This is a genomic window from Bifidobacterium indicum, assembly GCF_036987015.1.
Classification (GTDB): domain Bacteria; phylum Actinomycetota; class Actinomycetes; order Actinomycetales; family Bifidobacteriaceae; genus Bombiscardovia; species Bombiscardovia indica.
This window is the reverse complement of sequence record NZ_BTXM01000003.1, coordinates 124,550-151,547: the sequence shown is the minus strand read 5'-3', so window position 1 is coordinate 151,547 and position 26,998 is coordinate 124,550. Positions and strand designations below refer to the sequence as shown.

The 26,998-nt window shown below is 60.8% G+C and carries 21 protein-coding genes; 11 read left to right on the top strand and 10 right to left on the bottom strand.

What is annotated here, in order from left to right:
• Positions 1-783: 783 nt before the first annotated feature.
• Genes AACP59_RS08085 through ptsP form a run of 8 tightly spaced genes read left to right on the top strand, consistent with a single transcriptional unit; the run spans position 784 to position 7,352 of the window.
• Positions 784-2,286, top strand: a complete 1,503-nt coding sequence (locus tag AACP59_RS08085) for a BglG family transcription antiterminator (RefSeq protein WP_339350720.1) — start codon at positions 784-786, stop codon at positions 2,284-2,286.
• A complete protein-coding gene (locus AACP59_RS08080; protein ID WP_297317296.1) occupies positions 2,283-2,723 on the top strand; it encodes a PTS sugar transporter subunit IIA in 441 nt (146 codons plus the stop codon). The genes AACP59_RS08085 and AACP59_RS08080 overlap by 4 nt, the downstream gene beginning before the upstream one ends.
• Positions 2,720-3,187: a PTS sugar transporter subunit IIA gene (locus AACP59_RS08075; protein WP_297317297.1), complete on the top strand. Its 468-nt coding sequence runs from the start codon at positions 2,720-2,722 to the stop codon at positions 3,185-3,187. The genes AACP59_RS08080 and AACP59_RS08075 overlap by 4 nt, the downstream gene beginning before the upstream one ends.
• Positions 3,188-3,228: 41 nt before the next feature.
• Complete coding sequence (locus AACP59_RS08070; protein WP_297317298.1) at positions 3,229-3,540, top strand: PTS fructose transporter subunit IIB; 312 nt, start codon at positions 3,229-3,231, stop codon at positions 3,538-3,540.
• A gap of 37 nt (positions 3,541-3,577) precedes the next feature.
• Complete coding sequence (locus AACP59_RS08065) at positions 3,578-4,696, top strand: PTS fructose transporter subunit IIC (RefSeq protein ID WP_297317299.1); 1,119 nt, start codon at positions 3,578-3,580, stop codon at positions 4,694-4,696.
• 25 nt (positions 4,697-4,721) lie between these two features.
• On the top strand, positions 4,722-5,471 hold the full coding sequence (gene alsE, locus AACP59_RS08060; protein ID WP_267444871.1) for a D-allulose 6-phosphate 3-epimerase: 750 nt from the start codon (positions 4,722-4,724) through the stop codon (positions 5,469-5,471).
• A 10-nt stretch (positions 5,472-5,481) separates the two neighbouring features.
• A complete protein-coding gene (locus AACP59_RS08055; RefSeq protein WP_267430931.1) occupies positions 5,482-5,742 on the top strand; it encodes an HPr family phosphocarrier protein in 261 nt (86 codons plus the stop codon).
• Entirely contained in the window at positions 5,739-7,352 is a 1,614-nt protein-coding gene (gene ptsP / locus AACP59_RS08050) for a phosphoenolpyruvate--protein phosphotransferase (RefSeq protein WP_339350726.1), read from the top strand. The genes AACP59_RS08055 and ptsP overlap by 4 nt, the downstream gene beginning before the upstream one ends.
• Before the next feature lie 253 nt (positions 7,353-7,605).
• Here the strand turns inward: ptsP and AACP59_RS08045 are convergent, their stop codons facing one another.
• Complete coding sequence (locus AACP59_RS08045; RefSeq protein ID WP_339350727.1) at positions 7,606-8,637, bottom strand: LacI family DNA-binding transcriptional regulator; 1,032 nt, start codon at positions 8,635-8,637, stop codon at positions 7,606-7,608.
• Positions 8,638-8,911: 274 nt separating this feature from the next.
• On the opposite strand from AACP59_RS08045, the gene AACP59_RS08040 reads away from it, so the two are divergent.
• Positions 8,912-9,691, top strand: a complete 780-nt coding sequence (locus AACP59_RS08040) for an SDR family NAD(P)-dependent oxidoreductase (RefSeq protein ID WP_297317302.1) — start codon at positions 8,912-8,914, stop codon at positions 9,689-9,691.
• A gap of 119 nt (positions 9,692-9,810) precedes the next feature.
• Positions 9,811-11,145, top strand: coding sequence for a gluconate:H+ symporter (locus AACP59_RS08035; RefSeq protein ID WP_339350728.1), 1,335 nt, complete (start codon positions 9,811-9,813; stop codon positions 11,143-11,145).
• A 36-nt stretch (positions 11,146-11,181) separates the two neighbouring features.
• Here AACP59_RS08035 and AACP59_RS08030 read toward each other — a convergent pair whose 3' ends face one another.
• Together AACP59_RS08030 and AACP59_RS08025 are read right to left on the bottom strand one after the other, a co-directional pair.
• Positions 11,182-13,095 carry an ATP-binding cassette domain-containing protein gene (locus AACP59_RS08030; protein ID WP_339350730.1) on the bottom strand — a complete coding sequence of 638 codons (1,914 nt, stop codon included), beginning with the start codon at positions 13,093-13,095 and terminating at the stop codon, positions 11,182-11,184.
• Complete coding sequence (locus AACP59_RS08025; protein ID WP_339350731.1) at positions 13,092-14,408, bottom strand: ABC transporter permease; 1,317 nt, start codon at positions 14,406-14,408, stop codon at positions 13,092-13,094. The genes AACP59_RS08030 and AACP59_RS08025 overlap by 4 nt, the downstream gene beginning before the upstream one ends.
• A gap of 209 nt (positions 14,409-14,617) precedes the next feature.
• On the opposite strand from AACP59_RS08025, the gene AACP59_RS08020 reads away from it, so the two are divergent.
• The gene (locus tag AACP59_RS08020) at positions 14,618-15,319 is read left to right on the top strand and encodes a TetR/AcrR family transcriptional regulator (RefSeq protein WP_339350813.1); all 702 of its coding nucleotides are present in this window, start codon (positions 14,618-14,620) and stop codon (positions 15,317-15,319) included.
• A 76-nt stretch (positions 15,320-15,395) separates the two neighbouring features.
• Here the strand turns inward: AACP59_RS08020 and AACP59_RS08015 are convergent, their stop codons facing one another.
• The 7 genes from AACP59_RS08015 to AACP59_RS07985 all read right to left on the bottom strand — a co-directional run bounded on the left by AACP59_RS08015 (position 15,396) and on the right by AACP59_RS07985 (position 26,706).
• Positions 15,396-16,400, bottom strand: coding sequence for a formate/nitrite transporter family protein (locus tag AACP59_RS08015; protein ID WP_297317419.1), 1,005 nt, complete (start codon positions 16,398-16,400; stop codon positions 15,396-15,398).
• 261 nt (positions 16,401-16,661) lie between these two features.
• Complete coding sequence (locus tag AACP59_RS08010; protein ID WP_339350814.1) at positions 16,662-19,541, bottom strand: ABC transporter ATP-binding protein/permease; 2,880 nt, start codon at positions 19,539-19,541, stop codon at positions 16,662-16,664.
• Between the two features lie 88 nt (positions 19,542-19,629).
• The gene (locus AACP59_RS08005) at positions 19,630-23,088 is read right to left on the bottom strand and encodes an ABC transporter permease (RefSeq protein ID WP_339350733.1); all 3,459 of its coding nucleotides are present in this window, start codon (positions 23,086-23,088) and stop codon (positions 19,630-19,632) included.
• Positions 23,089-23,090: 2 nt separating this feature from the next.
• A complete protein-coding gene (locus AACP59_RS08000) occupies positions 23,091-23,792 on the bottom strand; it encodes an ABC transporter ATP-binding protein (RefSeq protein ID WP_297317255.1) in 702 nt (233 codons plus the stop codon).
• Between the two features lie 157 nt (positions 23,793-23,949).
• A complete protein-coding gene (locus tag AACP59_RS07995; RefSeq protein WP_339350735.1) occupies positions 23,950-25,425 on the bottom strand; it encodes an ABC transporter ATP-binding protein in 1,476 nt (491 codons plus the stop codon).
• A complete protein-coding gene (locus AACP59_RS07990; protein ID WP_339350736.1) occupies positions 25,412-26,101 on the bottom strand; it encodes an energy-coupling factor transporter transmembrane component T in 690 nt (229 codons plus the stop codon). Before AACP59_RS07990 ends, AACP59_RS07995 begins: the two co-directional genes overlap by 14 nt.
• Positions 26,098-26,706 carry an MptD family putative ECF transporter S component gene (locus AACP59_RS07985; RefSeq protein ID WP_297317252.1) on the bottom strand — a complete coding sequence of 203 codons (609 nt, stop codon included), beginning with the start codon at positions 26,704-26,706 and terminating at the stop codon, positions 26,098-26,100. Before AACP59_RS07985 ends, AACP59_RS07990 begins: the two co-directional genes overlap by 4 nt.
• Positions 26,707-26,998: the final 292 nt, after the last annotated feature.

Genomic DNA, 26,998 nt, shown 5'->3' with positions numbered 1-26,998 from the left:
CCGCCACGCGCAATCACCCGACACGGGGAACAGCAACCCCTGCCGGGGGTACCTCCTGTCCCATCCCACACCGTCAACCCAGCCGCGACCCGGCGCAACGTCAGCGACCGGACCGACCACAACCACAAACCCATACACATAACCACTTGACCAATATGGCAAAGGGACGTATTCAAGGAAGCGAATTGCAGATTGTCGCCGACAGTCTGATTAAGGACGATCATCGAGCCTGGTACCCTGACCCAAGAGAAGGCACGGGACGCATGGAGGTCTCTTCTTCGGGGCCGGGCAGGATACCGATTCCGGATGCGGCCGGGTGCCTGGCGGATTGCATCGATATCAGGAAGACCATCAGAGTGTTTCCAACATCCTCGTTGGCGACACGCCAATCGTGGAAGCGTTGATCCTCGGTGCATGATTGAGTAGTAAGTAATGGTAAGCAAGTAGTAGTCAGTGGTAAGTAGTAGGTAGTGAAGTATTGTAAGTACACGGCTGTGGTCTGCCTAGGTGTTTGTTGATTCATTGATAGCGGGACCGGAGTTGTGCAGACCTTCGGTGGTCGACGGGACCGGGCAGGTGATAACGCTCGGAACGGTCGGTATATTGCCGAAACACAGGATGGGTATTCTGTAGTCGTATTGTTCATGCCGGTTCTGATCGGCGTGGTAGCAGGCGGAGCGGCCTGTATTCATATGTCCCCTGTCAAAGGACTCAAGTCAACATTACACACCAGTTCCGGTGGACCTCAACCAACTTACGATTTCTTGTAAAGGAGGTTGGGCGATGGAGACCGGATTCAGGAAGTCGCTGATTGGGTATTTGCTCAATCGTCGCGATTTCGTTCGTGGATCGGAGCTCTCTGCTGCTCTCAAGGTGTCGACCAAGACCATCTCCCGGGCCGTCAGACAGATCAACCAACAAAACGGTCAGCATGAACTCATTGAGGCCAAGCGCGGTCGTGGGTACCGGTTGCGCAATCCGGAAGCCGTTTCCTTCGGTGATGTAGGATGCGCCATGGGCGATGCCAATGTCGATGTCAGCCGTCTTTCATCCATTGAACGTCGCGACGAAATCGTCAAGCGTCTGTTGATTACGGCACCACAGAAGTATCGGATGAGCGAGCTGTGGGCGAAGTACTATATCGGCGAATCCTCCATGGCCACTGACTTGCGCGCGCTGCGCCTGATGCTGGGCAGGTTTCGTCTGTCTTTGGAACGGGTCAGCGGGTATGTCTGGGTCGAGGGTGCCGAAGCGGATATCCGTCGGGCCATCAGCAGCCTGTTCGTCGATGAGGGGGACCTTGCAAATCATCAGTTTATGCAGCCCAACCAGAGCATAGAGCAGCGCGATGCCGCTTTCGTTAACAAGCAGCTCGATCTGATTGAGGAGTTGATCCATGCGGAGATTCCCTATCCTTACCGGGTCAACATCTTCACCCACCTCTACATACTCATAGAACGCTTTCGTAGGGTGGGTTCCCTGATGGAGGATACGACCTGCCCGGAGGGTTATGGCGGTCCGGAGGAGCATTCCAAGGTCATGGACGTATGCCGCTCCGTGATCGAAAACGTCAAAATGTACCTGGACGCGGACCTTCCCGATGCCGAGATCTACTACCTCTACCAGTACCTGACCTCTTCAAGGATCGAAGGCGGCCTGTCGACCCCGGCCGAGATTCCCGAAGAGGTACGCTCGGCCACCCAGTATCTGATCGAGCAGGTGGCTCTTGATCCCCGCTATGGCGATATCGACAACCGGGAGTTGTTCTCCGGTCTGGCCAAGCACATGAAGCCCCTCCTGAATCGGCTGCAGAACAAGATCAAGGTCAACAACAATCTCTTGGAGCAGATCCGTCTGGAGTACCCCCACCTTTTCCGGACGGTCCAGGATGCCACGAAACGGTTGGAGGAGCGTTTCGGCCTGAACCACATCGACGAGGAGGAAGTCGGGTTCATCACGGTCTATTTTGCGCAGGCAGTCGAGAACCTGCGCATGCCGGTCAACATCCTACTGGTCTGCACCACTGGTCTGGGCACGGCACAGCTGCTCCGCTCCAAGATAGAGCGTCGGTTCTCAGATCTGAACATCGTGGAGACGGTGGCGGTCAAGGACATTGACGCCGTCTTGGACAGGCACCCTGAAATCAGCCTGATCGTCTCGACCGTTGGTCTTCCCGAGAGCCTGACCATGCCCACGCTTGTTGTCAGCGCCATGCTGACCATCGAGGATCAGGAACGCCTTGAGCGCACGGCCGACCAGATTCGCAGCGGGGAGGCTGGCCGATGAGAGCGATCACGGAGTGGGATCCCGATCTGGGTATGACGCCGGTTGATGTCTTCGGGTTCTTCGACTGGGCGACGGACCGCCTGCGCGGTATGGGATTGGTCAGGGATCCGGACCGACTCCGGGAACAGCTCATGGCCCGTGAAGCCGCCGGCAGTACCTTGGTCGATACCGACCTGGCCAACCCCCATGCGCAGACATCCGAAGTCCGCGGATGCCTCCTCTTCTACACCAAACTGCGTGACCCCATTCAGCGTTGGGATGGCAGGCATGACGTGGACCGGATTTTGATCACCCTCCTGCCTGAGGAACCCGAAGGCGAGGACATGGCGAGATTGCGGATGCTTTATCGGCATATGGCCGATGAGGTCTTCATGAAGGTGCTCCAGGCGGGCACGGATAGAGATGTTCAGCAGATATTACTGACAGAAGGGAAATGATTGTGGATTCAGCATCACTCAGTGAGGCGATCGACACACGGACAGTGGTCACCGGGCTCAAGGCCGATACCAAGGAAGAGGTATTCGAGGACCTGGCTCAACGACTGCATGATGCCGGATATATAGATTCGGTGGATGAATTCCTCAAAGCCCTCCATGAGCGTGAGGCCCAGGGTGCCACGGGCATTGGCGAGCACGTGGCCATACCCCATGGCAGGAGTGACACGGTGAAGAGGAATGGCGTGGCCATTGCCATCCTCGATCACGAAATCGAGTGGGAATCGCTGGACGATACCGGTGCCAAGGTGGTCGTTCTCTTCGCGGTCGGCGCAGATGACGAGGGTTCCAAACGGCATCTTCAACTGCTTTCCGAATTCGCACGCAAGCTTGCCAAGGCCGACGTTGTCCATGACCTCCTCCAGGCATCCAGCCAGGACCAGGTCGTAGCGGCCCTGACCAAATGATGTATCGCATATACATACAAAAAGAGAAGGAGTAATCAATCATGAAGATCGTTGGGGTGACTGCGTGCACCATCGGTATTGCGCACACATATCTGGCCCAGCAGAAGCTGGAGGATGCCGCCAAGGCCGCAGGTGACGACATCAAGATTGAAACCCAGGGCACCATCGGCATCGAGAACGCCCTGACGGCGGAGGACATCGAACAGGCGGATGTGGTCATCCTGGCCGTTGATGTCAAGATCGCAGACGAGGAGCGTTTCAAGGGGAAGAAAGTGGTCAAGGTCTCCACGGAAACCGCCATCAAGTCCCCCAACAAGCTCATCGCCAAGCTTCACGAAATCGCCGGAAAGTGAATCAAGCGGACGCAACCATGCGGACAAGGAAGTCATCATGAAACAATTTATGAAGAAGGCCAACTTCAAGGGCCACCTACTGACCGCCATCTCCTACATGATCCCGATTGTATGTGGTGCCGGCTTCATCATCGCCATCGGTATGGCCTTCGGCGGCAAGGCCCAGGACAGTCTGGTCATGGGGAAGTTCGACTTCTTCCAGGCCTTGGCCACACTGGGCGGTAAGGCCCTTGGCCTTTTGCCCGTCATCATCGCCACTGGCATCGCCTTCTCGATTGCAGGCAAGCCCGGCATCGCGCCCGGCTTCGTGACCGGCCTGGCGGCGGTGGCCATCAGCGCCGGTTTCATCGGAGGCATCATCGGCGGATACATCGGAGGCTGGCTGGCCTTCGCCGTACTCAGGTATGTCAAGGTACCGAGTTGGGCCAAGGGACTCATGCCCACCCTGATCGTGCCCTTCCTGGCATCCCTCCTGAGCGGCCTAATCATGGTCTATATCGTTGGTACCCCTGTGGCCTGGTTCACCACTTGGCTGACCAACCTGTTGACCAGCATGAACGGTGCCTCCAACCTGATCTTCGGTGGTGTCCTGGGCGCGCTCAGCATCGTCGATTTCGGCGGCCCCATCAACAAGACGGCCTTCGCCTTCGCCCTGACCCTTCAGGCCCAGGGCATCAACGGCCCCGTCACCGCCCTCCAGTTGACCAACACCGCAACCCCCATCGGCTTCGGTTTCGCCTACCTGGTGGCCAAGCTCCTGCGCAAGCGGATCTACACCCATGAAGAGGTCGAGACCTTGAAGTCGGCCGTGCCCATGGGCGTGGTCAACATCGTCGAAGGCTCGATCCCCATCGTCATGAATGACCTGGTCAGGGGCATCGTGGCCGCCGGTCTCGGTGGCATGTGCGAGGGGGCCATCCTCATGTCCCTCTCCGACGGCAAGGGTGCCACCGTTCCCTTCGGAGGCTTCCTGATGCTGCCGACCATGGGTGCCAAGTGGTGGGTCGGTCTCCTGGCCATCGCCGCCAACATTCTGGTGACCGGTATCGTCTACGCCCTGATCAAGAAGAACATCCCCGAAGGTGCCGATGAGCCCGTGGCCGCCGGAGCCGAGGATGAAGAGGATCTGAACCTGGACGATATCCAGGTAATGTAAACCAACCTAAGGAAATGCAATCCAAATGACAGCAACAAGCGCACAGACACTGGCCACGCGTTCGCGGCGGATCCAACTGGCCCCCTCGCTGATGACCATGGATCTGGACCGGTTCAGGGAGCAGATCGGCTTCCTGAACAGCAGGGTCAACCTCTACCACATCGATATCATGGATGGTCACTTCGTGCCCAACATCACCCTGTCGCCGTGGTTCATCGAGCAGACGCGCAAGATCTCCGATCTGCCCATGTCGGCCCATCTGATGGTGACCGACGCCCCCTTCTGGGTCCAGCAGCTGATTGACATCAAGTGCGAGATGATCTGCATTCCGGTCGAGGTCTCCAACGGGGTGGCCTTCCGGTTGATCGACCAGATCCACGATGCCGGTCTCAAGGCCGGCATGGTGCTCAACCCGGAGACCCCGGTCGAGACCATCCTGCCCTATATCGACCTGTTGGACAAGGTCACCATCATGACCATCGATCCGGGGTTCGCCGGGCAGCGCTTCCTGTCCGTCTGCCTGGACAAGATCGTCCAGCTGCGCAAGATGCGAGACGAACACGGTTACGGTTATCAGATCGAGATGGACGGGTCCACCAACCTGGCTCACTGGAAGCTGATTTCGGATGCGGACCCGGACATCTACGTAATCGGCCGCTCCGGCCTGTTCGGCCTGACCGAACGGATCGAGGACTCCTGGAATCAGATGGTCCGCGAATATGAGGAATCCACGGGCTACAGGTTCGACAACGGCTGTTACGTCAGCCAGAACTGAGGAGGAAACCATGGCAACTGAATTCACCTTTACCATTTCCGATCCTGAGGGCATGCATGCCAGGCCCGCTGGAAGGCTGGTCGAGGAGGCGCAGAAGTACCGGTCCTCCATCATTTTGGATGACAATGGCACCACGGCGGACGCCAAGCGCATCTTTGCGGTCATGGCCTTGGGGGCGAAGCAGGGCGACGTGATTGACGTGACCGTCGATGGTCCGGACCAGGACAAGGCAGCCGAGGAACTCCAGGCCTTCTTCAAGGAGAATCTATGAGGGAGCTGAAAGGTACCGGCGTCTCGGCCGGCATCGCCATCGGCCCCATCAAGGTACTGGAGGAGGCCGGTCAGGTGGAACGTCGCACGGTTGACGACCCCCAGGCCGAAATTGAGCGCTTCCACCAGGCTCAGCAGGTCTCCATGGACCAGCTGGCCAAGCTTCGCGAGGATACCGCAGCCAGAATCGGCGAGGACAAGGCTGAACTCTTCGACACCCATCGGCTCATGCTCAAGGATCCGGATTATGTGGAGGGGATCGAGGGGCAGATCCGGTCGGACAAGGTCAACGCCGAGTTCGCAGTGGATGCCACCGCGCAGAGGTTTGCTGATATGTTCGCCGCCATGGACTCCCCGTATATGCAGGCCCGGGCGGCCGATGTGAAGGATGTCTCCCGGCGACTGATCGATAATCTGGGTTCAGGGGTCCAGGCAGGGCAACAGGACCAGGCGACCATCATCATGGCTTCCGACCTGGCCCCCAGCCAGACCGCACAGATGGACCCCTCCCAGGTGCTCGGCTTCGCCACCAGCCAGGGCTCGGCCAACTCGCATACTGCCATCCTGGCCAGGACCATGGGGTTGCCGGCCGTCATCGGCCTTGGTCAGAGTCCCAGGCCCGAGGACCAGGGGCTGACCGCCATTGTGGATGGCAGCCAGGGCCTGGTGCTGATCGACCCTGACAAAGAGACCCTGGGGTCCTATGAGGCCCGGCAGCGGGAGTACCGGGAACGCATGCAGCGTCTCCAGGAACTCAAGGGCAAGCCCACCAGGACCAAGGAGGGCCAGGAGGTCCATCTTTACGCAAACATCGGGAGGCCTTCGGACCTGGATGCGGTAGAAGCCAACGATGCCGAGGGGGTCGGTCTCTTCCGCAGCGAGTTCCTCTACCTGGAAAGCGATGACTTCCCGACTGAGGAGTTCCAGTTCCAGGCCTATAAGGAGGTCGCCCAGCGGATGGGTGACAAGCCGGTCATCATCCGCACCTTGGATATCGGTGCCGACAAGCAGGTCGGGTACTTCGGTCTGAAGCAGGAGGCCAATCCTGCCCTGGGATACCGGGCCATCCGCATCTGCCTGACCAGGCCGGAGATCTTCAAGGTGCAGCTCAGGGCCATCCTGCGGGCTTCCGCCTTCGGTAACATCGCGATCATGCTCCCCATGATCACCTCCACCACCGAGGTCGACCAGGCCAGGGTCATCATCGATCAGGTCAAGAGTGAGTTGCGTGGTACGGGTGTGGACTTCAGAGAGGATATCCAGGTGGGTATCATGATCGAGACCCCGGCCTCGGTCATCATGGCTCCCGAGTTGGCCCGAAAGGTGGACTTCTTCTCCATCGGGACCAACGATCTGACCCAATACACCCTGGCATGCGACCGACAGAATCCAAATCTCGGGCAGTTCGCCGACCCGCACTCGCCGGCGGTTCTGCGCATGATTCACATGACCGTGGACGCGGCCCACCGTGCCGGTATCTGGTGTGGCATATGTGGTGAGCTGGGTGCTGATCGGGCTCTGACCAAGACCTTCCTGGAGGACGGTCTGGACGAACTGTCGGTATCTCCGGCAAGTGTCCTGCCGGTCAGGGAGGCCATTCGCTCCCGCTGATTGCGATATTCGGATTGAGAGCCGGGAAACCCCTGATTCGAATCAAATCCCAATGGGGACTTCTTGACGGAGGTCCCCATTCTCATATTCGGCAAACGGTCGTCAGTCCGGATTCCGCGCATTCGCAGTGATTCATCAAACCAAGGGGCAGCCGTCGGATCAGATTCGTCCAGACGGTTATGTGTCTGATTGATATGGCGTTTCCCGCCGGATGCAGGGTGGGAGTAAGGGCCAACCCTTCCTTCTCGGTTCGTCAAATCGATGATGCGGGTACATCCCTGACGGGTAGGACAAGGCTCCTGCTGGCTTGGTAGGGGTCCTGATTCCCGGCGGCTGCTTCCATCTGCCGGCAGAGGTTGGACGCGGCCTGCTCGCCCAGTGCCGTCGGGTCCTGTTCCAGCAGGTAAATGCCTTTCTGCACATATCGGGACCACTCCCAGTCGTCGAAACTGACCAGGCCGAGGTCATCGGGGAAGTTCAGTTTCAGTCGCTTCAGGGATGTCAGCGTCTGGAAGAGGAGTGGCCCCATCAGTGATACCAGCAGGGTTCGCGATCCGGCCTTCTGTTCGGACCCACCGATCTCATTGCACAGTCTATCGTCGAGCCAGTTTGCATCGTGATCGCCAACTTCGATGCGTATCGCCCGCTTCTTGAGTGCCTGGGCGGCCCTGGTGAATCCGTCGGCGCGGATGGTCTGGGCGGATATCTGACTCATGACCCGGGTAAGGACGACCACCTTGTCGTAGCCCTCCGACAGCAGGCGGGACCCCAGGGAGAAACAGGAGTCGAAGTTGTCGCTGGTGACCTTGCTGATGTGGTGGGGCTGGTCGTCTATCTCCCTGTCGACCATGACCAGGGGGAGCTGTGAATCGGTGATGGTCTCATAGTTCCTGAAGTCCCGAGCGTCCGGCTGGATGATCAGCCCGTCGACCTGCTGGGACTGGAGACGGGTGATTTCGTCCCTTTCCTGGTCAACGGAATTGTTGGAGTTCATCAGCATGACATCATATCCCGCTGGTTGCAGGACGTTGTAGATTCCCTTGAAGAGCAGGGAGGAGAAGACGTTGGAAATGTCGCCGACAATGACGCCTACGATCATGCTCTGACGGCGCCTCATCTGCCTGGCCGAGGCACGGGGTGAATAATGCAACCTGTCGATTGTGGTCTGGATGCGTGTGCGCGTCTCTGCACTCATCTTGCCGTAGTTGCCATTGATGAAACGGGAGACGGTGGTAACGGATACACCTGTTTCGTGAGCGATGTCCGTTATGGTGGCTTTGCCCATTCCGTCCTCCTGGAGCCTTACGGCGCGATGGTTCTATACGTCTCAGGCTAGCCCATTTGTTGGATTGATTGGTTGGCCGCCCGGTTATCCTGTCTCGGTGAGGCGATCCGATTTGACATAGTGAAGGGTGTCATGTATACCTTTAGGTAATCGATACACCTATGGAAACGGAGTAGTTTTAATATTATAGGTTATCGATAACCTATAGATACTGCGCTATGTCGGCCGGGGCCCATGCGGCCTGCCGACTCTGAGCCGAGGGAAAGGAAAGTCCATGGTGGACGAGGACTTCTCGTTGAAGAGCTTTGACCTGACCGATAAGGTCATCATCATCACAGGTGGGGCCAGTGGACTTGGGGAGTACTACACCCAAGCCGTCACCCAGGTAGGGGCCGATGTCCTGGTCGTCTCCGACACCGAGACCAATTGGGGGAAAACGGAGACATACGTGAAGGCCCATGGACGACGGGTCGTCTTCCTCAGGCAGGACATCACCGAGGACGGGGCCGCTGACAAGGTGGTCGACACCGCCCTGAAGGAGTTCGGCAGGATTGATGTGCTGATCAACAACGCCGGTATGCAGCGCCGTCACCCCCTGGAGGAATTCCCGGACGAGGACTGGCGTGCGGTGATTGACCTGAACCTGAACGCCCTGTACTACCTTTCCCACGAGGTCGCCAAGGTGATGATGAAGCAACGGTCGGGCAAGATCATCAACGTGGGTTCCATGCAGTCCTACAGGGCCGGCAAATTCATCTTCCCCTATGCGGCCAGTAAGCATGCGGTCCTGGGGCTGACCAGGGCCTACGCGGATGCCCTGGCCCCCTATAACGTTCAGGTCAACGGCATAGCCCCCGGATACATCAATACCCCCATGACCAAGGCCCTGCAGGAGGATCCCGTCCGCAGTGTCGAGATTCGCGACCACATCCCCGCTGGGCATTGGGGTGAGCCCGTGGAGCTCAAGGGAACCATGGTCTTCCTCTGCTCCAAGGCCTCCGACTACGTGACCGGTGTGATGATTCCCGTGGACGGTGGATACCTTCTGCGTTGATCATGCCCGACCGGGGAATTGCGATATCAGCCCGGTCGAGGCCCTTGCCCGCCCCCGGAGTCGATGCAGATCCCGGGTTTCACAGGGTGTGATTGTCATCAAATCCGAAAGAGCATCTCATGAAACTTCTCATAGTCGCCTGCGCCGTCGCAGTGCTCATATTTCTTATCGTCAAGGTCAAACTCAACACTTTCGTCTCCCTTGTCATCACCTCGATCCTCGCGGCCTTGGTCCTGCAAATACCGCCCGACAAGATTCCCACCACCATTGAAACGGGTATAGGCGGACAGCTGGGCCATTTGGCCATCATCTTTGGATTCGGCTCCATGCTGGGGAAACTGGTTTCCGATTCCGGCGGCGGCCACCGCATCGCCATGACCCTGATCAACCGGTTCGGACGCAAACGAATCCAGATAGCAGTCGTTCTCGCCTCCTTCATCGTCGGTCTCGCCCTCTTCTTCGAGGTTGGACTGGTCGTCCTTCTCCCCATTATTTTCGTCATCGCCCGGGAGCTGGACATGCCCCTGATGTACCTGGGCATTCCCATGGCTGCCACCCTCAACGTGACCCATGCCTTTCTGCCACCCCACCCCGCGCCGACGGCCATCACAGCCACTCTGGGAGCCAATATGGGTCAGGTGCTGATCTGCGGCATCATCGTCTCCATTCCCACGGTGATTGTGGCAGGCCCACTCTTCAATTCCTTCCTGCACAAGGTGTGCCCCTCCATATACCACAAGAACATTGATGTGGCCGTTCTGGGGGATTTCAGGGAATTCGAGGAGAAGGATACTCCCCGCTTCTGGATCAGCGTCCTGACTTCCATGATGCCGGTCGTCCTGATTGCCGTGGCTACCATCTGCTCCTTCGTCCTGCCCAAGGCCACCCTGGTAGGCAGGGTTGTAGCTTTCATCGGGGCCCCGGATATTGCCATGCTGCTCTCCCTCTGTTTCGCCGTCTGGTCTATGGGATATGCGCGTGGCAAGCGGATGCCCGAAATCGCGGGTTCGATGGCTGAATCCGTCAAGCAGATCGCCATGATGCTCCTTATCATCGGTGGCGGTGGTGCCTTCAAGCAGGTCCTGGTAGATGGAGGCATATCCGATTACATATCCACCATGTTCGCCAACATCAACATGCCTCCCCTGATTGCCGCCTGGTTGGTGGCGGCGGTTCTCAGGGTCTGCCTGGGTTCCGCAACCGTCGCGTCCCTGACCGCCGCAGGCCTTGTGGCACCCCTGATGGCCATGTCGCCGGTCAACCCGGCACTGATGGTTCTGGCCGTGGGCGCCGGTTCGGTTGTGGCTGATCATGTTAACGATGCGGGCTTCTGGATGATCAAGGAGTACTTCGGTCTCAGTCTCAAGGAGACCTTCATGTCATGGACCTCGGTGACCACGGTCCTTTCCGTGACGGGTCTGGCTTCCGTCCTTTTGCTCTCGCTGGTGGTCTGAACGGAAGCCAGTGCCTCTGTATGGCACAGGATCGGATCATCCCCTGAGGGACAGGTCCTGTGCCGGCTGGGAGGTGAGTGTGAGGATCTCATCCAGTCGGGCCGGCGACCTGGTCAGTTCATAGGCGGCCCCAAGCGGTTCCAGGGCCTCCTTCACTGTGTTCTCGTCGGCATCGATGGCGCGGAGTGTGCGTCCGTCCATGGAGACAGGCAGGCCGGCCGCGGTCAGGAGCTTCAGCGCCTGCTCCCATTCCTCCGTCTTGATGACCAGGGAGTGGTGGCTGCCGACGATCTGCTCCACGTCGCCCATGGCCTGGACCTGGCCATGTGCCAGGACCACGCATTGGTCGCATTGACTGGCTTCGGCCATGTAATGGGTGGTGACCAGGACGCCTACGCCCTGGTCGGCCCTCCTGTGGAGTTCCCGCCAGAGCCTCATGCGGGAGACGGGATCCATCCCCGAGGTCGGCTCGTCCAGGATGAGCAGGTCCGTGTCATGGCCGGCGGCCAGGGTGTAGGCAAGCAGCCGTTGGGCGCCCAGGGGCAGACTGCCCACCGGTGTCCGGCCCAGGGATCGGGCGTACTTGGCGGTCCACCCTTGCGGGCTAGTGCCGTATACGTCGGCTGTGAACTGTGCGTTCTGCCATGCCGTGAGGGTCGGGTAGAGACCCATGCCCTGGGGAACGTAGCCGATTCGTCTGCGTGATTCCAGGGAGGGGGGTCCACCGAGCAGGAGGGTGGATCCCTGGTTGACCTGTTCCAGCCCCAGGAGAATGCGCATGAGTGTGGTCTTGCCCGCACCATTCCCGCCGATCAGACCGATGATCTGGCCGGGCTTGACCTGGAGGGAGACATCGTTCAGAGCCGTGAAGGATCCGAACCGCTTGACCACATCCGTGGCCTGGATCAGTAGCCGGTCTTTGGAGTGCACCGGGCCTTTTGCTCTAGGTCCGCCGGGTTTCCCGTCCTCTTGACGGTCGTCGTCTCTTCCGGATTCCGCCTGCTGGGGGTGATTGGCGGCATCCACATCCGGTGCCGCAGCCCGGGGCTTGGTCGGCAGTCCGCCCTGGTCATCCTGGAGCAGGTAGGCGATGCTGGCGTTTTCCAGGTCGAAATCGGTCCTGGTGAACCCGTCGGGGGTCCTCTCGTCGCCTGCCGCGGTCCAGGCCAGTGCGGTATCGGCCCTGCGCCAGTTATGGAAGGCCGAGGGGGCGGGCCTGTCCTGGAGCCCGGATCCGAAGAAGGAATCCCGGGTCATTTGTTTCCCGACCGAGGCCGGGGCCTGCCACAGCCTGCCGGGGGCCTTGGCGCAGATGTCCTCGGCCCCGCCCCGGGCAAGAACCTTGCCGTCGTTCATCAGGTAGAGACTGGCGCACCGTTCGGCCTCGTCCAGATAGGTGGTGGCGAAGACCACCGTCCTTCCATCCGCGGCCTGGGCCGAGATCAGGGTCCAGATTCCTTCGCGGCTGGCCGGGTCGACCCCGGTCGTCGGCTCATCCAGAAGCAGGAGATCGGGCTCATGCAGGGCGGCCATGATGAAGCCGAGCTTCTGACGCATGCCGCCGGACAGGTTCCGTCCCGTCCTGTCCCGGGCATAGGTGAGGCCGGCGTCGGCCAGGAGGCCTTCTATCCTCTCTTGTGCCAGGCTGGGATCCATCCGATAGGCAGAGGCTATGAAACGCATGTTCTCGATGACCGACATATCTCGCCAGACGCCCGAATCGGCAGGCTGGTACCCTATGTCCTTCTTGTCGGGCAGGCCCTGGATGCTTCCTGATTCCAATGGGGCCCGTCCGGCCAGAAGCTTGAGCAGGGTGGATTTGCCTGCCCCGTCCCCACCGGTCAGTGCCGTTACCTGGCCGGGGAGGAAGCTCCCGGAGAATCCCTGGAGGGCATGGATGACCCCGTAGGAGACCCTGGCCTTGTCAAGGGTCACAGGTTCCCGGCTCATCGTGCACCCCCATGGGTCAGCACATTGCGCAGCCGCAGGGTGGCGGCCGAGAAGATCACGGCGGCCTCAGCGGCAAGGACGACCAGGGGGAGCCAGAGGGATCCCCAGGAGGCGCCGCGCAGCATGGTGCCCTGGGCCAGTTCGTTGAACCAGGTGAGTGGCAGGAGGTAGCCGATCCAGCGCACCGAGGCGGCCATGGACTCCAGGGGGAAGATGATGCCACTCAGCAGCATCTGCGGCATGACCAGCATCATGGCCATCTGTACGGCCTGCCCTGAGTTTTGTGACACGGTTGAGATGAAGATGCCCAGTCCCAGGACCACGAAGAGGAAGAGGAGGGTCCCCAGCAGGAAGACCCGGATGTCACCTTGGAAAGGCAGATCGAAAACGGCCATGCCGATCAGCGTGATGATGGCCATGTCGATCAGGGCCAGAAGCAGGTAGGGGGCGATTTTGCCGATGATGACCGCTCCGGGCTTCAGGGGCATGACCGCCAGCTGCTCCAGGGTGCCCTGCTCGCGCTCGCGGACCAGGCCGATGCTGGTGATCATGGTGCCGATCAGGGTCATGATCAGGCCGATCAGTCCGGGAATCATGACGAAGGAGGTCTTCAGATCCGGATTGAAGAGGACGGTCACATTGTCCTTTCCGGCCTCGGTTGCACTCGCCTGGTCGGGAAGACCGGTTTCCGGTGCTTGGCCCTGGTCCGACTGCGGTGGGGTGGGTATGGGTGGGGCGGGCTGGCCCTGGGCCGCTGCGGCCTGTGCCCGGCTCTGGTAATCCTGCAACTGTTTCAGGTAGTCCTGCAGGCCCTGCCTCTCCTGCTGGACTACGGCCTTGCGGGATTTCATGGCCTGGGATCTGGTGGCGGCGATCTGGTCCTTGGTCTCCTCGGCATTCAGCTGGAGGAAGGTCCGTTTGGCGGACTGGGCGGCGAAGAGGCCGGAGCCATCAAGGTACACCCTGGTCCGGTTGGAGAGCAGGTCCTTGCCCTTGTCCTGCCGGTCCTCCCTGACGGCGATGACGGCATCGACCTTCCTGTCTCTGAGCAGGCGCGTGGCGTCCTCCTCGCCATGCCGCGTCGGATCCACAGTGACGATATCCATGCCGTCCTTGGCGGCGTCGAACCCCTTGACCTTCTCGGACAAGGATTGGGCACCGTCGCCGATGACGGCAACGGAAATCCTGTCGACCGAGAAATCGGCGGCGTATCCGAAGATGAACAGGAGCAGGATGGGCATGGCTATCAACATGGCAACCGTGCGCTTGTCGCGCATCAGCTCCCTGAATTCCTTGATGATCAACGCCTTCACGGCGCACCTCCTTTAGGGTGGCACACGGCGTGGTGTCTGTTCTTGTGGTCTAGCCGACACCGCCCGGTACCTGGGGAACCATGGTGCGGGAACACCATAATTCTTCAATCGGTGAATTACAGCATAGCACTTATTCCACACTTGGAGAATTATTGTGAACCTGCTAGACTTGCCGCGTGCAATATGACTCGTAAGGAGATGTGACCAGGATGACAGAGGAATCCATCCAAGGGGGGCAGATCCTGGAAAGGGCCGGGAAACCGGATGGGGATGCAAGGCCTGCATCAACCCCCCGTCACCGGCGTGGGCGACCCCCCGGCGGTGCGGAGTCCAGTGCCTATGAGGACATCCTGTCGGCCGCTAGGTACGAATTCTCGCGCAACGGTTACGACAAGGTGACGATGAGGGCCATAGCACGGCGTGCCGGATGCGATCCCAAGCTCATCCATTACTACTTTGGGGGGAAGGATGAACTCTTCACCAAGGTGGCGCGAAGCATCATCGGGGATAGCCACCTGATTGACTTTTTCATAGACCAGGACGCCAAGCGCGGCATGAAAGACGGCAGGTCCCTGGGGACCACGCTGTTGAGGGCCTTCCTCACCTTCATGGAGACCACCGAGCTGGGCGAAGCCTACCTGGCCCTGATCCGCAATGCCGGCCAGAACGAACACGTCCGTGATCTCATGGTTGCCCTGGTCCAGGGTGAACTGAACGGTGACCAGCTCAAGGCCATACGGACCGACAAGGTGGAAAAACGGATGGTGCTGGTGGGTTCACAGCTCCTCGGTCTGATTATGGTGCGGGATGTGTTTCGTGTGGAACCCCTGGCCTCCATGCCCGTGGCGACCGTGGCCAGGACCATCGGGCCCACCCTGGATCGGTATCTCTATGAGAAGCTGCCGATTTGATTCTGAACCGATGCCATGACAGGACTGTTCACATGCAGGGCTGACCGGCGGAACCGAAATGTGCCAGGCCCCATCATCAGTCCCCGTCGTTCGTGCCGCCTGCGTTGAAGTGGCGTTCGTCGTTCATGGTGGCGAAGTTCAGGCCGATGAGGATGCCACCGCCCACATAATTGCCCAGCATGGCCACGATGACCACCAGGATGGCTTTCAGAGCATTGACCTTGCCGAAGGTCCCCAGGATGAGGAAGAGGGCCGAGTCCGCGATGGAATGCTCGAAACCGCAGAAGGCGAAGACGAAGACGGCCACGACCATGATGATGCACTTGGTGAAATCGTTGGAGAGCTTGCCGTTGTAGACCATAAGCATGGCGATGTTGATGCAGAAGTTGCAGAGGATGCCGCGGACGAAGAGGTCGGCGAAGCCCATGAACCCGCCGGAGACATACCCGATCTTGGTCGAGGAGGCCGCGAGCATCTGTGCCATGGTCGGCCCGCTGACGATGGACGAGAACCGGACGATGACCGCCACGATCAGGGCTCCGATCAGGTTGCCCAGGAGGCAGAGGGCGAGTATCCGCAGGGAGGTCAGCCAGCCCAGGCGCTTGTGATAGGCACCGATGGTGACCACCATCATGTTGGAGGTCAGCAGCTCGGAGTTGGTGTAGTAGATCAGGACCAGGGCCCAGCCGAAGGTGGTGGCCGCTAGGACCTTGCCCGAGAGCATCAAACCGTGGTTGTCGGGATCCAGGCTGGCCTGGCCCATGATCACGAAGTAGGCCGTGAAGAAGATGCCTACGAAGAGGCCGGCCATGATGGCCCGTTGCAGGTACTTCCCGGTCAGGTCCCCGCTCATGGTCTTCTTGCTGTCGACCACATCCAGGACGGTGCTGATGAAGGCCCGCCCGGGGAAGAGGGGCTGGTCGCCCTTGGGGGATCCGGCGGCATCGACTCCGGCCTGGGAGGATATGGTCTCCCGCTTCTGCTCGTCACGGTCATCCCGGCCGACCCGGGTATTCGGTTGGGTCCGGCTTGCCAATTCGGTGATGGTTTGATCCGGGGGCTGATTCAGGTGCTTGCTCACGGGAACATTATGGCATCTCAGGATAAAGGACGGTGATATCCGGCGGGAATTGTGGGGGAGGTCACTTCTGTTCTTGGGGCCTGGCTTGGGCAATGGTGCGATCCGCGAGAGAGACGGAGCGAGTCGTATATAGGAAGGCCGGGCGATACCTCCCCTCGTCTGGGCCTTCCTCAAGTTGGTGTCCACGCCATGGTGTTCACGCAGGGATGCCTTACGTGGTGGCGCTTATACGGTCTTGCTTGCACGATTGCGGCGGCGGTCTCACTCGGTGCGCAGGGCCGTGGCCGGATCCTGCTTGGCCGCCTGCCGGGAGGGGATCAGGCCGCCGATCAGGGTCAGGGCAACACTCAGGATGATCAGTGCCACCCCTCCCGAGACGGGCAGGGCCGCATTGACCTCGTTGGTTCCCATGAAATGGTGCATGATGCTGTTGGCGGGCACAATCAGGAGGAGGGTGATGCCCACCCCCAGGAGACCGGCCAGAAGACCGATGATGCCGGTTTCGGCGTTGAAGACGTTGGAGACGTTGCGCTTGGAGGCGCCCATGGCGCGCAGGATGCCGATCTCCTTGGTCCGCTCCAGGACGGAGATGTAGGTGATGATGCCGATCATGATCGAGGAGACCACCAGGGAGACACCCACGAAGGCGATCAGGACGTAGGTGATGACGTTGATGATGGTGGTCACCGAGTTCATCATCAGGCCAACGTAGTCCGTGTAGACGATCTTGTTCTTTTCCGAGGCCTTGTCGTTGTAGTGCTTGATGGCATCGCCCACGGAGTTCTTGTTTTCGAAGCTGTCCGTGTAGATGCTGATGCGGGAGGGGGCGTTCCGGGAGATCAGGCCGAAGTCGCTCAGGTTGTCGGCGTAGGTGCCGGTGGAGACGTACTCGTTGTAGATGGCGACCAGGGCGTCTTGCGGTGCCGTGGCGATGTACTCGTCGAATGCCTGGGCCGTCTGCTGTTCGGCCATGGCACTCGAGGCACCAGCCTGCCCGGCCTGCGCCGCTGCGGCGGCTCCCTGCGGCACGGCTGTACCCTGGGCTCCGGATCCGCCCTGCCCGGCAGCACCTGGAGCTCCGCCCTGTCCCTGGGCGCCCTGGGCTCCGGCGGCTGAACCCCTCATGATGCCCTGGGCCATGTTCGCCTTCTGGCTGACCCCCAGGGAGGCGATGTAGGCCTTGGCATCATTGGCCTTGGCTGCGTCGTCCGAGGGGGCGAAGGACATTCCGTTCAGGACGCTGTGGCCCTGGTCCGCCTCCTGGTCGGTGACGATGGGGCTGGCCTTGGCCTGATCGATCAGGTAGTCGGTCAATTCCCGGGTGTATCCGACGCCGGTCTTGAGTGGGGTGGCCTTGGCCCCCTCGTTGGGCCGGACGACCCCGACGATCTGCAGGTGCATGGCATGGTCGGCCGCCTTGGCCATCTCGTCGGCATTGTCGCCGATGTAGCGGTAGTGGCCGTCTTCCCCTTTGGCGTACTGGTCGGAGGCAGGGACCAGGGAGAGCTTCTGCTCCAAGGCCTTGGAGTAGTCGATGGGCTTGGTGTCGGTCTTGACCTCCTGGCCGCTGTTGAGTTTGCTCATCATGTCCGAGTATTGGCTGGAGGGGAGGATGCCCAGCTTGTAGAGGCTGGTGACGGGAATCTGGTTGTTCTTGTCCAGCACCAGGACCACCTGGTTCTTGTCCTTGGGCCAGGTGCCGTCGACCACCTTGTAGTTGTCGGTCACCACCTTGCTGATGGAGGTTTTGGAATCCGGCCCGGGCATGATCTCCCCGAAGATTTCGGGAGCCTTGTTCTTATCGGTCCTGCCGGTCAGGTACGACATCTGCCTGGACTGGATGTCTCCCATGTCGCTGTCGGTGTTGGTTGAGGCCATCTGGCTGGCCGTGGAGCTGGTGTCCTGCCCGTTCATGGTCACCTTGTCGGCGGAGACCAGCTTCCCATCCGGGTCGTGCCCGAAAACAGCGAACTTGGTGGCGTAGGAGTACTGGATTCCGACCGACCCCACGTACTGGTGGATTTCGCTCTTGGGGTCGTCCAGGTACTTCTTGAAGTCCGACAGGTTGTTCCGGGTGATGCTGCTGGTCAGGCTGGAGGCGCCCTTGATGCTGGAATCATCCGGGTAGATGGCCCTGTGGTCCTTGTGGGCCTTGGCCTCCTTCTCGGATTCCTGGGCCGTGTCCATGATTTTGTTCAGGTCGAAGGACTGCTCTTGGATGGTGATGGGGTAGGAGGTCATGGTCTCGCGCTGGATGTTGTCGATATACCGGTTCACTCCGGTGGACACGGACAGGATCAGGGCGATGCCTATGATGCCGATGGATCCGGCGAAGGAGGTGAGAAGGGTCCGGGCCTTCTTGGTCCGCAGGTTGTTGAAGCTCAGGGAGAGGGAGGTCAGGAGTCCCATGGAGGCCTTGCCGAAGGTGCGGTGTTGCGCCTCCTCCTTGGGGATCTCCTGGTCGGTCACCGGGTTGGAGTCGCTGGTGATGACACCGTCGTGCAGCTCCACGATTCGTGTGGCGTACTGGTGGGCCAGTTCTGGATTGTGGGTGACCATGACGACCAGACGGTCCTTGGCCACCTCCTTGAGCAGGTCCATGATCTGGACCGATGTGTCGGAATCCAGGGCCCCGGTGGGCTCGTCGGCCAGGAGGATGCCGGGGTTGTTGACCAGGGCGCGGGCGATGGCCACACGCTGCATCTGGCCACCGGAGAGTTGGTTGGGCCGCTTGTTGACGTGTTCACCCAAGCCCACCTGTTCCAGGGCCTCGACGGCCCTGGTGCGCCGTTCCTGCCGGGAGACCCCCGATATGGTCAGGGCAAGTTCCACATTGGAGAGGATGGTCTGGTGGGGGATCAGGTTATAGCTCTGGAAGACGAAGCCTACCGTGTGGTTGCGGTAGGAGTCCCAGTCCCGGTCCTTGTACTTCCTGGTGGAGGTCCCGTTGATGACCAGGTCGCCGCTGTCGTACCGGTCGAGTCCGCCGATGATGTTGAGCAGGGTGGTCTTGCCCGACCCGGAGGGGCCCAAAATGGCCACGAATTCGTTGTCGCGCAGATTGACGCTGACATCGTCCAGGGCCTGCTGGACGAAATCACCGGTCCTGTACTGTTTGGAGACATGTTCGATCTGCAGCACTGTGATTCCCCGCTTCTCGGATTGTGACTGGCTCAGACTCTTGAAGTGCAAGCATACGCCATCAGGGTGTGTGAAGGCTGGGAATTTCCTAATCCACGGATTTCAAGGCTTCCAGCATGTCCACATGCTTGAGTTTGCGGTTGACCATCCACCCCAGGCCGGCCGTGATGATGACGATCATGACCAGGGGCACGGCGAAGGCCACCCACTTGATGGAGGGGTCGAACATGACATTGTCGGGCGGCACGGTGGTGATGATGTAGTGGTGGAGCCAGGCCCCGAACCCGTAGCCGGCCAGGACCCCGATGGCCGAGAGGAGGATGGTCTCCCGGTAGATGTACATGGTCACCTCGCGGTCGTAGAAGCCCAGCACCTTGATGGTGCTCAGCTCCCTTATCCGTTCCTCCACGTTCAGGTTGGTCAGGTTGTAGAGGATGACCAGGGCCAGGAGGGTGGCCACGATGATCAGCACCTGCATGATCATGTTGAGGGACCTGACCACCGTGTCTATCTGACCCATCAGGGTCGTGTTCTGCACCACGCCCTGGATCCCATCGATCCGCATGAAGGAGGCGGCCTGTTTCCTGGTGTTCTCCACGCTGGAATCCTTGAAGGTGACCAGGTGGGCGTTGGGTGAGAATTCCTGGTGGAAGATGGTCCTGTAGGCGGTGGGACCCATGAAGACGAAGTGGCCCAGGTACATCTCGCAGATCCCGTCCACCCGCATGGTCCTGTCCCTGCCGTCCGAGTCCTGCAGGGTGATTGTGCCGCCGGTCCGGGTTCCGGTCAGCTGGGCGATCCGTTCGGAGATGACCACCCCGTTCCCCGTCAGGGTCAGGGGCCTGTGGCCCGAGCGGGTATCCAGATGGATGAAGTCGCCCAGCTGACCGGGCCGGGTGGGGGCGATCATCGTGATGGATTGCTTGTCTGCGTTGTGGCCGGCGGTCTTGCTCATCTCTTCATAGTGGACGTTCAGTGACCGGCGCACGTCGGCCTTCTCCAGCCGCTTCCTGATGGAGGCGCGCTGATCGGCGGTGGCCTGGCTGTTTTCTGCGGCAATCAGGTCGTAGCGGATGACCTGGCCGAACTGGTGCTCGTTGATGGCCGATATGGACCCCTGCACGCCGAACCCGGTCATCAGGAGGGCCACCGAACCGCAGACCCCGAAGATGGTCATCAGCATGCGCTGCTTGTAGCGGAAGATGTTCCGGGCGGTGACCTTGTGGGTGAAGCTGAGCCGGTTCCATATCAGCGGGATGTGCTCCAGGAGGATCTTAGACCCGGCGCTGGGCGGCTTGGGCAGGAGGAGGGCTGATGGCTTCTCGCGCAGTTCCCTGTAGGCGCTCAGGAAGGCGGGGACCACGGCGCTGAGGGTGGCCAGGACGCAGGCCAGGAGGGTGATCGGCCAGTGGAAACCATAGTGGATCTGCGGCAGGTCGAAGGCATGGTCATAGGCCCGGTACACGATCCAGGGCAGGAGGGTGTGGCCGGTGACGATGCCCAGGAGGGCGCCCAGGGCCGAGGCCACCCCGCCGTAGACCAGGAACTTGGCCATGACGTCCCGGTCCCGGTAGCCCAGGGCTTTGAGGGTGCCGGCGTTGATCCGCTCCTCGTCGACGAAGCGGGTCATGGTCGTGAAGGTGACCAGGGCGGCCACCAGGTACATGAAGTAGGGGAAGATCCTGGCCAGGGAATCCACGATGTAGGAGACGGAGGCGTAGACCTTGTACCCCTCCGATCCGGGGGCCTCCCTCCGGGAGTCCAGGGCGTAGACGGGCTGCTCCAGACGACTCAGCTGGTCGGCCGATCTGTTCAGCTCCTTCTGTGCATCATCGATCTTCTTCTGGGCCTGGGGGCTTTCACGGTTGAACTGGTCCAGTTTGGTCTGGTATTCCGCCCTGTGTTGATCCAGGGTGGTCTCTCCCTGGTCGATCTGCCCCTGGGCCGAGGCGCGGGTGGTGGCCAGGGTCTGCCTGGCCTGGTCAAGCCTGGCCCTGCCCTGGTCCAGCTGGGCGGAGGCCTGGTCCAACTGGCCCTTGGCCCGGGAGAGACGGCGCTCGCCATCCTCCACCTGGGATCTGGCCTGGGCCAGGTCCTGGCGGCGTCCATCCAACTCCTTTTGGGCCGCGGTGATCTGGGCCATGCCGGGAGTGTACTGGTTGGTCATGAAGGTGTCGCGGCCGTTCTGCGCCTGGGCCACCAGGGCATCGATCTGCTGCGCCTGCCGGTTGAGTTCACCAAGCCGGGTCTGGAGACCGGTCTTCTGCCGGTTCAGTTCCTCTTGCTGCTGGGGACTCAGGCCAGGGGCGGCCAACTGGGTGTCAATGAAGCGAATCTGATTCGTGATCTGGGTTATGGCCTGGCCGGATTGGGTCTGTGCGGCCTGGGCCTGGGCCACGGCCTGGTCGGCCTTGGACTTTCCGTCCTCCAGCTGCCGTTGGGAGGCATCAAGCCTGGCCTCTCCCTGGTCGATGGCCTGCTGGCCCTGGTCCACCTGCTGCCTGCCCCGGGTCACCTGATTGGACGACGACTGGTACTGGGACTGCTTACTTGCCAGCTCCTGCACACCTTGATCCACCTGGGCCTGGCCCTGGTCGATGGCCGTCTGGGCCTGGGCGGTTTGGGAGGCCAACTGATCCTTGGCGGTCTGGATGTCCCGGGCGCCCTGGTCCAGTTGCTGCCTGGCCTGGTCCAGCTCTTGTCTGTTCCCGTCGAGTTGCTGCCGGGCCTGGTCCACCTGGGCCTGCCCTTTGGTCAGCTGGTCCTGGAGGGGACGCTTGACGGCGGCCAGCCTTGCGGTGGGGCGGCCTGCCAGTATTCGGTTCAGGGAATCCTTGTGGCCCTGCAGGGCCTGGATGTAGCGGTCGGAATAGTGATCCTGGATTCGGTCCAGATCCTTGAAGGTCAGGCGGGCGATCATGTACTCGTCCGAATCGAAGGCGCCAGGAGTGGCTACGGCATAGGAATCCAGGGATCCGGACCCGGCCGTGGAGGGGCCCATGTTGACCTTGCTCAGGATCTCGGTCGACTTGACCGTCCCCACCACCCACAGCCTGTGGTGCCTGAGCACCGTCCGCCCCAGCTGGTCGGCCTTCTCGTCGACCTCGATGCTGGTGCCGATGGGGTGGTCCTCGGCCAGGGCCGTATCTACCGCCACCTGGTCCGGCTTGGTGGGCATGGAGCCATCCACCTGCTCGTAGGTGGAGATTCGCTTGGGGGCCGAATAGATGCGCAGACTCCGGTCGCTGCCCTTCAGGACCACATCCTTGAGGTAACCGTATTCGATTCCCGAACTGCCCGGGGTGGTGTCGATGGCCTTGCGGTCCTCCCGGTCCAGCCCGTAGCTGCTGATGACCGTGAGGTCGGCCAGGTGGTGTCCGGACAGGTAGGTGTTGCCCGCCTGGCGCATGTCCGGTCCGGTCACGCTCAACCCGACCAGGGCGAAGGATCCCAGGGCCACCAGGCAGACGATGGAGATGAACCGCCCCAGGGATTTGCGGAAGGAGACCCGGATGTCGTGCCAGAGCACCTTCCTGCCCGTCCGCATCCTCACCACTCCAGGTTTTCGATGTCTTCGGGATGGCTGTTGGTCTCGACGCTCTGCACCCGGGCGTCGTGCATACGGATGACCCGGTCGGCGATGGGGGCGATGGCGGCGTTGTGGGTGACGATGACCACGGTGGCGCCGTTCTTGCGGCACTGATCCTGGAGGATGCGCAGCACCTGCTTGCCGGTCCGATAGTCCAGGGCCCCGGTGGGCTCGTCGCACAGGAGGATCTTGGGGTTCTTGGCCACGGCCCGGGCGATGGCCACGCGCTGCTGCTCCCCGCCGGAAAGCTGGGCGGGGAAGTTGTCGATCCGGTCGCCCAGCCCCACGTCGATCAGTGTCTGGACCGGGTCGGCGGCATGGTCCACGATCTCCGAGGCCAGTTCCACGTTCTCCCGGGCCGTCAGGTTGGCCACCAGGTTGTAGAACTGGAAGACGAACCCCACGTCATAGCGGCGGTAGGTGGTCAGCTGCCTGGCATCGTAGCCGGCGATGTCCTTGCCGTCCACGATCACCTGCCCCTCGTTGCAGGTGTCCATTCCGCCAAGAATGTTCAGAATCGTCGACTTGCCCGCCCCCGAGGCCCCGAGGATGACGACCAGTTCCCCCTCTTCGATGGAGAAGGTGACGTCGTTATTGGCCACGATGGTCGTTTCGCCGGTCACATACCGCTTCGTCTCTCCGATGACGTCGATATACCCCATCATGTCCTTTCATGGCCGCCCGGTCCGGAGGTCGGGGTGGTCCGGCAAACGGACACCCCCCGATATCACGTTTTCCTCTACTCTATACGCCTTGCCGGCCTGTGACCGACGAGAATCGCCTGTCGGACAAACCATCTTTCACAGACCTTGCAAGGGGTCAGAGAGCCTGGAGGAGGTCACCCAGTTCGGGGCTGTCCCGGACCGGCCGGCCCTCCCGGAAGGTGATGAACCGTTGGCAGGTCTGTTCCAGGAACTCCTGGTCGTGCGAGATGACGACCACCATGACCCCCAGGGAGCGCATGTAGCGGATCATCTCGGTCACCTGGTTCATATGGAGCAGGTCCAGGCCGCTGGTCGGTTCGTCCAGGACCACCAGACGCTTGCCGGACAGGATGGCGGCCGCAATGGCCACGCGCTGCTTCTCCCCGCCGGAGAGGGTGTTGGGGTGCCGTTTCAGCAGGTGCTCCAGGTCCAGACGTGAGGCAACCTCGTCGAAGAGGTCCTTCCGTCTGGCACCCAGGAGTATCTCCTTTCCTACGGTCTCGCAGAAGAGTTGATAGTTCACATCCTGGAAGACCATATAGGAGTCGGCCAGCCGTTCCTTGGCGGTCTGGGGCTTGCCATCCAAGGTGAACCGGGTCTGGTCGTGGTCTGGTTTGAGCAGTCCGGTCAGGAGGTTGGCGAAGGTGCTTTTGCCGGCTCCGTTATGGCCTATGACTCCGGTGATATCCCTGCTGGACAGGGTGAGGTCATCCACCTGCAAGGCCTTTTCTTCGCCTTTGCGGTAGGAGTAGGTCAGGTTGCGTATGCGCAGGAGGGTTTCCTGCCCGGACCGGGACGCGTCCAGTCCGGGCCCTCCCTCCTCCTCTGGGGTTGCGGTCTTGGAGCCTTCATCCAGTCGGAGGGCTCGCACGCCCATTCCTTCGCGACGTTCCCTGTCGAGATTCCGCATGGCCGACGGGGTCAGATGGTCCACCACCCGACCATCCTGCAGGATGAGGAAGTCGTCTGCCAGCCCATCCAGGTAGTAGAGCCGATGCTCGATCACGACCATGGTCATGCCCAGTCCCTTGAGCTTGTCCAGGATTGCCCGCAGGGCCTCGATGGCCTCCACGTCCAGGTTGCTGGAGGGCTCATCCAGGAGGAGCAGGTCGGGATCGGCCATGCAGGAGGAGGCTATGGCGACCGTCTGCTTTTCTCCTCCTGATAAGGCGAACATGCTGCGGTCCAGCAGGTGGCCGATTCCGAAGAGTTCGCTCATCTGGTCCAGGCGCTCGCGGATCCCCTCCCGATCCACACCCATGTTCTCCAGGGGGAAGGCCAGTTCACTGCGGACGTCGGTGGTGAAAAACTGGGTCTTGGGGTTTTGGAAGACGGAGCCAACACGTCTGGAGAGCAGATGAATGGGCTGTGAGGTCGTCTCCTCTCCCTCCAGGAGGCAGTGCCCCTCCAGCCTTCCCTCGTACAGTTCGGGAACCAGGCCGTTGATGATTCGCGAGAGGGTGGTCTTGCCGCATCCGCTCTTGCCGGTCACGACCAGCAGGGTTCCCCTGTCGGCCCGGGCGTTCACCTTCCGGATCGAAGGACGGCCCGCCTCCTCATAGGTGAAGGTCACCTGGTCACATGACAACATGGAGGGCACCTCCCATCAGGATCAGTCCCATGAGACACATGGAGGCATCGAGCAGGGTGAATCGTACCTGTATCAGGGAGGTCTTCGGTCCTGGGTCGGTCAGCCCCCTGGTCAGCGAGGCCGAGGCCAGGTCCGTGGCGACATTGGTGGCGTTGTTGAGGAGGGGGACGTAGATGAACTCCATGGTCCTGACGGGATGCCGGAACATGTCGCCGGTGGTGGTGGCGATCCCCCTGAACTTCATGGCCATCCTGATCTGCCGGTAGTCGTTGCGGATGGTGGGGAAGAACCGGAAGAGGACACTGAGGGGGATGACGATCCACTGGGGCACATGCAGGCGCCGCAGGGTGCAGATCAGTTCGGACACCTTGGTGGTCCCTGATATGTAAGCCCCCACGACCACTACGGGCAGGAGCTTGCCCAGGCCCACGAAAAAGAAGAGCACATAATGGCCTATGAGATTATCAGGGGTCAGGTAGGCCAGGTAGGTGCCAACCGCGAACACCGCGGTGATGCAAACCCAGTGCCAACCTCGTTCGATTCGCCCATCCACGAACTGGAAACTGCAGAAGTAGAGGGTGATGGCCAGGACCAGGGGATCGGGCAGGGTGAAGAAGAGCAACCCGTTGGCGAAGACAATCAGGAAGAACTTGGTGTAGACCGATATCCTGCTCATGCCTCGGCTGGGGTCCTCGCGAAGTGACGGTTGACGATCATGGTGCCGGTCCAGGCTCCGAGGAGGGCCCCGACGATGGTTACGGAGACGCAGACGATCAGGGTGGGGCCGCTGATATGGGCGAAGACACCGTCGATGTAGGCCTGGCTCTTGCCCTTCCGGGTCAGGCTGGCCACGTAGGCGTTCTTCATGAACCAGAGCGGCATGACGGGTCCGGTGCTGCCAAAAGCGAAAATCAGGTAGCTCAGGTACCGCAGACCATTGGACCGGGCCTTGCCCACGATCGTCTGCAGGACGTCGGCCAGGAAGCCACAGGCCACATAGGGAATGAAGGAAAGGGCGAAGTGTCCGGAGACCAGGAAGAAGAGGCCCATGAGCAAGCCCATGATCGTGATGGCGCCGAACCGGGGAACCCTGTCGGTCAGGAGCATATACACAGGGCCGGCCACCAGGGCGACGATGCCGGGAACGAACAGCGAAGAGAAGCCAGGCAGGATCAGGCCGGTCACGAAACCTGTCAGGAAGGTCGCCAGGGCCATACAGACAAAGTAGAGGGCGCTGTAAATGCCGATGTTGATGAGGTCCTTGGCCTTGAGTGAGTTCATGTCTGGTCCTTGCTTCCATCCGGACTTCGGATGGCGATCGTCTGATCTGTCGAATAGGGCATCCGGACCGTCCAGGGCATCTTATCGGTACTTCGGTCGGAAAAGCCGGGTTTCGTGCGTCTTGGCCCGCCCTGAGCAGTCCGACCCGAGTCCATCCCGGTCGATCATGGGGATGGGGATGAGTCTAAAGGAATAATTATCAATTTGGCAATGAACTGTTTGTGAAGATATTTCTGCAACGGCATGCGGATTCCATAACGAGGGTACGAGGGGACGCTTCTACGCAGTATTT

What these genes read in the sequence shown, in the direction of transcription:
- AACP59_RS07985 (WP_297317252.1), bottom strand. Translation starts at nt 26,706, where the DNA reads ATGAACTCACTCAAGGCCAAGGACCTCATCAACATCGGCATTTACAGC.
- AACP59_RS08000 (WP_297317255.1), bottom strand. Translation starts at nt 23,792, where the DNA reads ATGGGGTATATCGACGTCATCGGAGAGACGAAGCGGTATGTGACCGGC.
- ptsP (WP_339350726.1), top strand. Translation starts at nt 5,739, where the DNA reads ATGAGGGAGCTGAAAGGTACCGGCGTCTCGGCCGGCATCGCCATCGGC.
- alsE (WP_267444871.1), top strand. Translation starts at nt 4,722, where the DNA reads ATGACAGCAACAAGCGCACAGACACTGGCCACGCGTTCGCGGCGGATC.
- AACP59_RS08055 (WP_267430931.1), top strand. Translation starts at nt 5,482, where the DNA reads ATGGCAACTGAATTCACCTTTACCATTTCCGATCCTGAGGGCATGCAT.
- AACP59_RS08075 (WP_297317297.1), top strand. Translation starts at nt 2,720, where the DNA reads ATGATTGTGGATTCAGCATCACTCAGTGAGGCGATCGACACACGGACA.
- AACP59_RS08030 (WP_339350730.1), bottom strand. Translation starts at nt 13,095, where the DNA reads ATGAGCCGGGAACCTGTGACCCTTGACAAGGCCAGGGTCTCCTACGGG.
- AACP59_RS08080 (WP_297317296.1), top strand. Translation starts at nt 2,283, where the DNA reads ATGAGAGCGATCACGGAGTGGGATCCCGATCTGGGTATGACGCCGGTT.
- AACP59_RS08005 (WP_339350733.1), bottom strand. Translation starts at nt 23,088, where the DNA reads ATGCGGACGGGCAGGAAGGTGCTCTGGCACGACATCCGGGTCTCCTTC.
- AACP59_RS07995 (WP_339350735.1), bottom strand. Translation starts at nt 25,425, where the DNA reads ATGTTGTCATGTGACCAGGTGACCTTCACCTATGAGGAGGCGGGCCGT.
- AACP59_RS08040 (WP_297317302.1), top strand. Translation starts at nt 8,912, where the DNA reads ATGGTGGACGAGGACTTCTCGTTGAAGAGCTTTGACCTGACCGATAAG.
- AACP59_RS08065 (WP_297317299.1), top strand. Translation starts at nt 3,578, where the DNA reads ATGAAACAATTTATGAAGAAGGCCAACTTCAAGGGCCACCTACTGACC.
- AACP59_RS08045 (WP_339350727.1), bottom strand. Translation starts at nt 8,637, where the DNA reads ATGGGCAAAGCCACCATAACGGACATCGCTCACGAAACAGGTGTATCC.
- AACP59_RS08085 (WP_339350720.1), top strand. Translation starts at nt 784, where the DNA reads ATGGAGACCGGATTCAGGAAGTCGCTGATTGGGTATTTGCTCAATCGT.
- AACP59_RS08035 (WP_339350728.1), top strand. Translation starts at nt 9,811, where the DNA reads ATGAAACTTCTCATAGTCGCCTGCGCCGTCGCAGTGCTCATATTTCTT.
- AACP59_RS07990 (WP_339350736.1), bottom strand. Translation starts at nt 26,101, where the DNA reads ATGAGCAGGATATCGGTCTACACCAAGTTCTTCCTGATTGTCTTCGCC.
- AACP59_RS08070 (WP_297317298.1), top strand. Translation starts at nt 3,229, where the DNA reads ATGAAGATCGTTGGGGTGACTGCGTGCACCATCGGTATTGCGCACACA.
- AACP59_RS08020 (WP_339350813.1), top strand. Translation starts at nt 14,618, where the DNA reads ATGACAGAGGAATCCATCCAAGGGGGGCAGATCCTGGAAAGGGCCGGG.